We start from the raw sequence: 475 nt of genomic DNA, 5'->3' as shown, positions 1-475 counted from the left end.
GCTTCGTCCCTGTCGAAAGGAGTTTACAACCCGAAGGCCGTCATCCCCCACGCGGCGTCGCTGCATCAGGCTTCCGCCCATTGTGCAATATTCCCCACTGCTGCCTCCCGTAGGAGTCTGGGCCGTATCTCAGTCCCAATGTGGCCGTACACCCTCTCAGGCCGGCTACCCGTCGACGCCTTGGTAGGCCATTACCCCACCAACAAGCTGATAGGCCGCGAGCTCATCTTGCACCGAAAAAACTTTCCAACCACCACACTAAAGGCAGTTCATATCCGGTATTAGACCCAGTTTCCCAAGCTTATCCCAGAGTGCAAGGCAGATCACCCACGTGTTACTCACCCGTTCGCCACTCGAGTACCCCAGCAAGCTGAGGCCTTTCCGTTCGACTTGCATGTGTTAAGCACGCCGCCAGCGTTCGTCCTGAGCCAGGATCAAACTCTCCACAAAAAAGGCCGTGAAAAGCCCAAACCTA

Annotated in this window: 1 rRNA gene; it reads right to left on the bottom strand. The window is 56.4% G+C overall.

Annotation, left to right across the window (positions count from 1 at the left end):
* Positions 1-450: ribosomal RNA gene (locus HMPREF2978_RS00740) — 16S ribosomal RNA — on the bottom strand; the annotation flags it as partial.
* Positions 451-475: the final 25 nt, after the last annotated feature.

It is taken from the genome of Corynebacterium sp. HMSC074C01 (assembly GCF_001814605.1).
Taxonomy (GTDB): domain Bacteria; phylum Actinomycetota; class Actinomycetes; order Mycobacteriales; family Mycobacteriaceae; genus Corynebacterium.
The sequence above is the reverse complement of the archived record's forward strand: the minus strand, read 5'-3'. Positions and strand labels throughout refer to the sequence as shown.